This window comes from Limosilactobacillus caviae, assembly GCF_014635905.1.
Classification (GTDB): Bacteria; Bacillota; Bacilli; order Lactobacillales; family Lactobacillaceae; genus Limosilactobacillus; species Limosilactobacillus caviae.
Window position 1 is genome coordinate 203628 of the sequence record NZ_BMDS01000005.1, and the last position, 9215, is coordinate 212842.

2 protein-coding genes and 1 pseudogene are annotated in these 9215 nt (G+C 39.7%); all 3 read left to right on the forward strand.

All coding sequences use genetic code 11. The features are described 5' to 3' along the window. Window positions 1-6183: a lytic transglycosylase gene (locus IEU90_RS08515; RefSeq protein WP_188358009.1), complete on the forward strand. Its 6183-nt coding sequence runs from the start codon at window positions 1-3 to the stop codon at window positions 6181-6183. A gap of 15 nt (window positions 6184-6198) precedes the next feature. Then, entirely contained in the window at window positions 6199-6555 is a 357-nt protein-coding gene (locus IEU90_RS08520) for a DUF6711 family protein (RefSeq protein WP_079376042.1), read from the forward strand. A gap of 15 nt (window positions 6556-6570) precedes the next feature. Then, window positions 6571-9215, forward strand: a pseudogene (locus tag IEU90_RS08525) (hypothetical protein); the annotation flags it as partial.

The following is a 9215-nucleotide window of genomic DNA, read 5'->3' on the forward strand; positions in this document are numbered from 1 at the left end:
ATGGACTTGGAAGAACTTGAGTTAAGATTTAGAGCTAATTATGGGGATGTGCTCCAGAAAATGGATGAGTTGACTAGTCTCATCGATCAGAAGACTAACGATATGCAAGTCAAAATCCAAAGCAACTTGGACCGTATTCAACAGAACATGAACGACAATGCTTCTAAAGCAAATGAGAAAGCCAAAGAAGAAGTTCGTCAACGTGAAGAAACTGAAAATTCTAAGCAAAAATCTATTGAGCGTACAGCTAGCGTTCAAGATGATGCAACTAATAGGATTATCGAAGGAAACAAGGCGCAAGCTGAAAGTTCCAAAGAAGCTGTTAACGAATCAGAAAAAAGCTTGGATAGTTTGACAGCGCGTCTACAAGAAGCATCTAACATGCAACAACGAATTGCTCAACAAACTAAGGTAGCTCGTGAAACTGTAGGTGATATTCCTGTTAAACAAGCTCAACAAGAAGTACGTCCTAAAGAAAAGCCTAGACCAAGAATAAAAAACTCAAGCTTCGATGACTACCAAGAAAAAAGAATTCAGAGCTATATGCCTAAAAGGCCGGTTGATTTAGGAATTGATGATGAAATTCAAGCGGAAGTTTCCCGAGCTAAGAAGGAAATTGATGGTCTTGTATCCCACATCAACGAAAAAATGCAACAGGCGCAATCGATGCAACGTAGAATAGCAACATTGATGGCTAGCAGAGATAACCTTGATATGAGCAAACAAGGCAGTCAGGTTAGAGCAATGCGACTTGATGAACAGCTTGCTAATGCACAAGTCAAGATGGAACGTTATCAGAACCAAGCCAAAGCTCTTGCGCAAGAAATGTCGCAAGAGCTTAATACTATTCCAAATTCACTCAAACGTATTGAACGTGAGATGGATCAAACAGAAGGCAAGATTGAACGGATTAGGCGTACTATTGCGGAAACTAAAGCACAAGATGCTGTTCTTGGTAGATCATCTGGTAATAACAAGGAACTTAAAGAAACCGAAGCAGAGTATAAACGCCTTGTAAATCGAAGTAATGAATTGGCTAAGGCTTATAGTTACGTTAGTTCTCGTGGAGATGAATTACGAAACGCATCTTCAAGAGTGAACACTACACTAGCTCAAGAAGGTAACACCGCATCAAATACAAGTTCACGGCTTAGTCGGTTACGAAATACAATTTCGAACGTCACCTCGTCATTTAGACGCATGGGCGATAGTGGCAGTTCTTCAATGAGAAGAGCTGGTACAAGCGCTTCTTTACTCAGTGAACGATTAAAGGGTGTCAAGATGGCAATGAGCATGTTAGCCAGTCAGTTAATTGTGTTTACGCTACTGTATCAAGGTATCATGATGCTTGCTCAGGGAATGGGTTCAGCATTGATGACTAACCGCCAATTTGCAAGTAGCTTTAATGCGATTAAAGTTAATCTGCTAACTGCTTTCTATCCAATTTATAGTTACGTTTTGCCTGCTATTAATGCTTTGATGAATGCCTTGCGTAAAGCGACTGGTTGGATTGCTCAATTTACTTCTGCTTTAACTGGTATGAGCCTTTCTGGTGCTCGTAGTGGGGCCCAAGGACTTTATAACCAAGTTCGTGCGATGAACGATACTTCAAAAGCGGCAAGTAAAGCCAGTGATGCGGTCAAGAAGCAACAGCAGGAACAAGCGAAGGCAGTTCAGCGTGCTAACCAACAGATTGCCGAAGCTAACCGTCAAGGTGCGGCGGCAGTAGCGGCTGAAAACGAAAAGATTAAGGCTGCTAACGAACAAGCTAAGAAAGCCTTTGAAGATACTAAGAAGGCTAATGAAGACCTTCAAGCATCACTTATGGGCTTTGATGAGTTAAATGTTTTAGATAATAACAAAAACAATAGTGATAATGGTAGCTTTGAAGCCCAGCCACTAGAGAAATTCACTCCACAACAAAAGCAAGATACGCCAATCTTTGATGATCCTGGTATTGACGATGGTGGAGCTGGTGATGAGGGCGATCCAGGCCTTGACTGGAATGTCCCGTTAGAAGCTTCTCAAAATGCAATTGATGCAGCTAACAAGGTTAAAAAGGTTTTAGGTGAAATCTTTGATCCAATGAAAAAAGCTTGGGACGAAAAAGGCCAAGCTGTTGTTGATGCTGCTAAGTATTCATGGAAAGAAATTAAACGTCTATTAGGTGATGTAGGTAATTCATTCTTACATGTCTGGGATAACGGTACCGGGCAAAAAGTAATGGAGAACTTATTGCAACTATTAGCGGATATGCTGAATATTATTGGCGACATTGCGAGGGCATTTGCCGAAGCATGGGAAGAAGGTGGACGAGGGACAAGGTTTATTCAAACAATTTTTGACTCGTTGAATAACATTCTTGTTGCTATCCACCACATAGCTGAATCATTTCGTGAAGCATGGAATACTGGTGATCTTGGTAAAAGGATTTTTGCTAATCTCTTAGATTTGGCTACTAACCTAGTTAAATTCATTGGTGATATTGCTAAAGCTTTTGATGAGGCGTGGCAACACGGCAATAACGGAACTAAGATGTGGCAAGCTATTCTCAATGCAATCAACAATGCCCTTAAAGTTTTCAAAGATATGACCGGATCTATTGATGAGGCTTGGAATCACTCTAAATTAGGTGTTTCAATTTGGGAAAACATTATTAAACTTATAACCGGAGTTGCTAATGCAAGTGCCAATATGGATGACCAATTTGATAAGGCGTGGAAGCATGGTAATGTTGGAACTTCTATTTTTAAAACATTATTAGGTATGGTCAATGATATGCTTAGCGCTTTAAGCGATATGGAAAACTATACTGCTAGCTGGGCTAAAAAGATGGATTTTACACCATTACTTCGGTCAATTGATAACCTGTTAAAAGCTATTCGTCCAGTAACTAAGGATGTGTGGGATGGTTTAGCGTGGGCTTATAAGAATGTTTTGCTACCTTTAGAGAAATTCACAATTACTAACTTACTTCCAGACTTCTTCAATCTATTAGCAGCTGCATTGAAGGTTGTTCACAGTGTGATTAAAGCTGCTGAACCAATTTTTGAATGGTTCTTTAATGGTTTCCTTAAACCGTTAGCAAAGATTACAGGTTTTGCCATTGTTGGTGCATTGAAATTACTAACAGGTGCATTAAACCTCTTATCTGATTGGATCGATCATCACCAAACAGCAGTTAAAGTAATGACTACTACTTTAATGACAATGTTCAGTCTTAAAGTTGCAGGTAAAACTATTTCAAGTATTAAGGACTTTACCGATACCCTTAAAATAGTTACAATGCTTAGTTTTGATAAGCTTAAGCATGGTGCTAAGTATGCTGATGACTTACTGGGAACGGTGATTGATTTTAGTAAACACCCAATTACTAAAATTCAAGAACTAGCTAAAATTAAGTTTGATAATTTTAAGACCGGTGTCGGTAAGCTTAAAGATTTATGGAACGAAGTTAACAAGAAGTGGCAAAATACTAACCTCGCTAAAACTGACTTTCTTAAATCGGCTAAGTCTTCTATTAAAACTGGCGAACCGATAAAGCTTGGCCAAAAGCTAGGTATCGGTTTATCAACCGCCATGATTGCTGTAACTTCTGGAATTGATATTTATAAAGGTATCAAAGCTAAGAACAAAGAAACTAAATTTAAGGATTTCGGTTCTGGAATTGGTGGTGCCATCGGTGGTGGTATCGGCTTGTTCTTTGGTGGACCACTAGGTGCTGCAATTGGACAACAGATTGGCTCGTTTATCGGTAAATGGGGTGGTACTGGTGCTGCTAAGTTTAGCGATGGATGGGCTAAATATGGCAAAGGTAAAAAGCCTAAAGATTGGGTTGAAGCTATTGGCTTTAAATCACATGAAATCCTAGATAACTTTACGTCTTGGGCTAAACAAGTTGGACCAAATATCAGTAACTATATTGGCAAGAGTAAGAAAGATATTGAAAAAGCTGGTAAGAACATTGGTAAATGGACTACTGGTTTTATCAGTGATACTCAAAAAACATTGAAGAAGTGGGCTTCGGGTATCGGAACTAACTTCAATAAAGATGTTGAAAAGAGTAAGAAACTTGCTGTTGCTGGTAGTAATAAGCTTAAATCTTGGACTACTGGATTCGTTGCTGATGCCAAGAAAAATATTAAATCCTGGGCGCAAAAGATTGGTTCAAATATCAATACGGATGTGGAAAAGGGTAAGAAATTTGCCAAGCAGGCTGGCAGTAAGATCAAGGACTGGACAACAGATTTCATTGGTAATGCCAAGAAAAAGGTCCATAGTTGGTCATCACAAATTGGCTCTAACATCAACGACAGTGTTGAAAATGGTCAATCAATGGCCAAAAATGCTGGTGAGAAACTCAAATCTTGGACAACAGATTTTAGAGAATCAGCTAGTGGTCTTGTACGCCAATGGGCTGAACGCTTAGGTGACCATATTAATAACGGCTCTGAATCTTCACGCTCAGGTTCTGTTAATGCTGGTAATAAATTATCTGAATGGACCAGAAGTTTCTTTAATGATGCTAATAGTAGCATTCATAATTGGGCTGGTAATTTAGGCGGTCACGTAGGCAATGGTATTAGTGGTGCTTACAATGCAGCCAAGAATGCTGGTGAACGGTTAGGAAGTTGGGTTTCTAATTTTAGAGATGGTACTTCGAGAACACTTGGCTCATGGGCTGGTGGACTTGGGAGCACTATTGGTGGCGGTATTACTAGTGGACTTCATAATATTAGTAGTGCTGTTGGTAAAGTTGTTGATGCTATTGTTAGACCTGTTCAAAAAGCAACCGATAAAATTCGTGAAGGGATTAACTGGGTATTAGGGAAGCTTGGCGGTGGTTCTGTTGGTTGGGGTTACTTTAACTGGAACGCCTACAAAACAGGGACACAAAATCACCCAGGTGGATTAGCATTAGTTAATGACCAAGACGGTGATATTTACCGAGAAAGTTATGAACTCCCTAATGGTGAGCAAGGACTATTCCCTGCTAAACGTAATTTCTTAACTTATCTGCCGGCTGGTACTAAGGTCAAGACTGCAACTGATACCGCTAACGAATTAGCAAACATGGTTCCTAAATATGCTGGTGGGATTGGTAGCTTTAATTTTGACTTTAGTGGAATTAGTCGAGTACTTAGCAGTTTAAACTTTGGCGGTCTTTTTAGCGGTATTGGTGGATTCTTTGATGCTGCAATGGATGAACTGGAAAATGTTACAGATGACATTGCTCATCCTGAAAAACTCGTTAACTATATTGTCGATAAGTTTGTGACCTATGATTGGGGAGCAGGCGAGGTACCGCTAAAACTCGCCAAGGGTGCTGTTAACGAAGAAAAGAAGGGTATGATGAACTGGGCACGAAAAGTTATTGACCAATTCGGTGGTGCAACTCATCAAACCGGACCAGGTGCGGAAGGTTGGCGTAGTGCTGTTAAGAAAGCATTGCGCAAGAACGGCTTACCTGCCAGTGCTGATTATGTAAATGCTTGGGTTCGTCAAATTCAAACAGAATCAGGCGGTAATGAACGTGCTATTGGTGGTAACGATGGTTTAGCTGACGGAAACGCAACTGGTCTTTTACAAACGAAGCCAGGAACGTTCCGTCAATTTGCTTTTCCAGGACACGGCAACATTATGAAAGGGTATGATAACATGCTCGCTGCTATCAACTACGCCAAGCAAACTTATGGAGCACGCGGCATGTTGGCAGTTATTGGTCATGGACACGGTTATGAAGATGGTGGCCTAATTTCTAAGCACGGCTTCTATGAAATTGGTGAAGGTGATAAGCCTGAAATGGTTATCCCACTAATGAACCGTGAACTAGGTATGCAACGGATTAACGAAGCAATTGCATTTATGAATCGAAACTTTGGTGGAGGATTACAACTTCCAACAGCTCTCTCAAATAATGCGATTACTCCACATTCTATGTATGCTGAATCTTCAGTAAGCAATGATGCAACAATGCAAACTGGCGGATTCAAAGAAATGAGTACCAACCTAGTAAATGCCATTGTTCAAGCATTACAAATGCAAAACACCACTAATAGTAGTAACCAACCAGTTGATTTACACTTAACCGTTAAGATTGGTGACGAGTCATTTGGTGAACATGCTATCAAAGGAATTAATGCGGTAAATCAAAAGAATGGTCGAAATATGTTAAATATCTAAGGAGGAGATGGATGGTTGTATTCTCTAAAAATTTCTGGGACAGTGGTTAATCCGGCCCCACAAACAATGCAAGTTGCTATTCAAGATATTGATGCAAAGGCGACCCGTGATGCGCAAGGTCTTTTACATCGTGATCGAGTAGCAACTAAAAGAAAAATAACATTAACTTTTGGTGCTTTAACAGTAGCCGAATGTTCAAAGATTTTGGATTCTGTTAAGGCCGAATTTTTTAGTGTTGAATATTTAGATCCAGTAGACGGGCAAGTTCGATCAGGGACGTTTTATGTTGGCGATCGGACAGCGCCCGTTTATTCATTTGTAGGATCATTACCGGTTTGGAAAGGTTTATCTTTTGATCTGATTGAGCAATAAGGAGGTGATTAATTAGTGTTAACACAATCAAAAGAAGTTCAAAATGCTTGGCGAGCTTCACAGCGAACTTTGGATATTAAAGTTACGATTGATGGTAAAACATATGGTGCAACTGATATTAATAGTTTGAAGTATGATTCCGGAGCTTACAATGGTGATACGTTTGCAATTGGGTCTACGTATTCAAATACAGTTCAGATTGAATTCTCTCACCTTATTGAGGGATTGAAGCTGGGAATGGAAGTTCGTCCTAGCATTGGAATAAAAACGTCTAGTGGTTATGTTTATGAACCGTTGGGCGTTTTTATTATCTCCAGTGAAATCAAGATGGACCGAAATAATAATCTTACGACTGTTAGTGCTAGTGATCGTTTCTGTGGCTTAGAGGGAACTTATACATCTAAATTAACGTACCCAGCTAAAGTATTAGATGTCATTTCGGAGATTTGTGCACAATCAGGCGTTAAAGCTAATACTAATGATTTAGCACGTCTTCCGCACCAAGAAGATTTGCCAGCTCCAATCACTGGTCAAAGCTACCGTAAAGCACTTGGCTGGATTGCTCAGTTGTATGTTGGCTATGCTCTGTTTGATCGACAAGGTTTATTTACAATTCGGACAATTTCTGAACCAAACTATGAATTAGATCCTAGTCAATATGAACAAGCAGGACTAACGAAGAATGAAGCTGCCTACAAGATTAATGGTATTCAGTGTCAAGTCACGCTTACCACTAAAACTCGTGATGGTGAGAGTACAGAGGAAACCAAGACTTATCAAGCGGGGGATGCTACTGGTTCGCAAATTAAACTCGAAAATAATATCATGACACCACAACGGCTCAATGATATTTGGGAGCAATTGAAAGACTTGACTTTTTACCCGTTTAGTCTGAATTGGTTTGGAAATCCTGCTGTTGAAGCAGGGGATTGGCTACGGCTAGAAGATAAACAAGGTAATTCTTTTGTTGTTCCAAACAGTAGTTACACACTTGATTTTAATGGTGGACTTTCTGCAACTTCAAAAGCTGATCAGACAACATCTTCTGATCAAATGGTTCCTTGGCAAGGTAGTGTTGCTCAAACAATTAAAGAATTACAACTTAGAAGAGCGCCAGACGGGACAGTTGTGTTTCCGTCAAGCGTAACAGAACCACCAACTAACGCTAAGTTCAATGATGTTTGGTTTAAGAAAAATGGTAATTCAACTGAACTTTGGATATTTGAAAAGCAAGATGATGGGTCTGGTAAGTGGATTCGTAAAGATTTATCTGATGACGAGATAAAGAAAAAGGTTGCAGACGCTCAACAAGGGCTTAACCAAGCCAAAGTAGATATCATCAACAATAAGCAGAAAGCCGATGCCGATATTGAGAACCTTAATAAATCGATTGAAGATAATAAAAAAGTTGCCGATGAAAGCTTGCAAAAGCTAAACGATTCGGTAACCAATCTGCAAGGTCAGTATGATAATAATATTGTTCCTAACTTGAATAAGGTAATGGCCGATGCGTCTGACGCACTGCAAAAGTATATCTCTGCTCAAAATTCAATTGCTGATTTAGCCAAGCGGGCACAAGAGCAAGGAAAAAATATTGCTAATGTAACCAACACCGTTAAAGGATTGAATGTCAATTACGCCAATTTAGCAGGAGATGTTAATTCCACTAAAGTAGATGTAAAAGGTCTACAAACCACTATTGGTACTGCTAACGGTGATATCGCACAGTTAAAGCTTGATGCACAGAATCTGCAAACAATGTTGGCTGGTAAAGTTGATAATACTACCTACACGAACTTTGTTAATTTGACTAATCAAGCTTTGAACGTTCGGTTAACTGCTAGTGATTTAAATGGGTACGCTAAAACAACTGACGTACAGGCTACAGCTAATGGGTTGAAGTTTAATATTGATAGCGTCACCGATCGAATGAATAATTTGAAAGTTGGTGGTCGGAATCTAATTCCTAATAGTGGGACTGATATTGTTATTGAGTCAAAGACAACTGACCCATATCCTGCGTGGGACAATAAAGCAGTTTATTGGAATTTGACTCCTGGTGAAACATATACGTTTTCTGTTTCGGCAACGAATACCAATGGTGTAGAGCAAGCTTCTGTAAGAATCTTTAAGGAAAGCTTAGATGGTAAATTTATCAATAAAGAAGCAGCTCATTGGTATTTCAACGCTGATGGCAAACGTCGTAACTTTACTTTTACAACTCCTAATGATGCTATTCCTTATGATATTTGGCTGTATGCGGGACCAATGGGGACGCTGCAAGGTAAAGATTTTACCACAACTTACCATCACCCCCAGCTTGAAGTTGGCACAGTCGCTACCGATTATCGCCCCGCTCCAGAAGACGTTGCTAATGACATCACACAACTTTCTGCACGGATAACGGCAAACAGTCAACAGTTTAGCAGTTACTACACTAAATCCGAGACCAATACTAAAACCAACATCGCTAAAAACGATGCTGTTAACGCTATTAAAAGTGATTCTAATTGGACTGGCTTGAAGAATGTATTAACTAATAGTGGCTTTCTACAAACAGCTGATGGCTTTCTTCAAAAAGTGCAACAAACAACTGTTCCTATGTTTAATGGCGGTGGAGTTAATCTACTACTAAATACCCAGAATTTTGACCATAATTG

Coding starts and splice junctions, on each gene's coding strand:
- IEU90_RS08515 (WP_188358009.1), top strand. CDS start 1: ATGGACTTGGAAGAACTTGAGTTAAGATTTAGAGCTAATTATGGGGAT.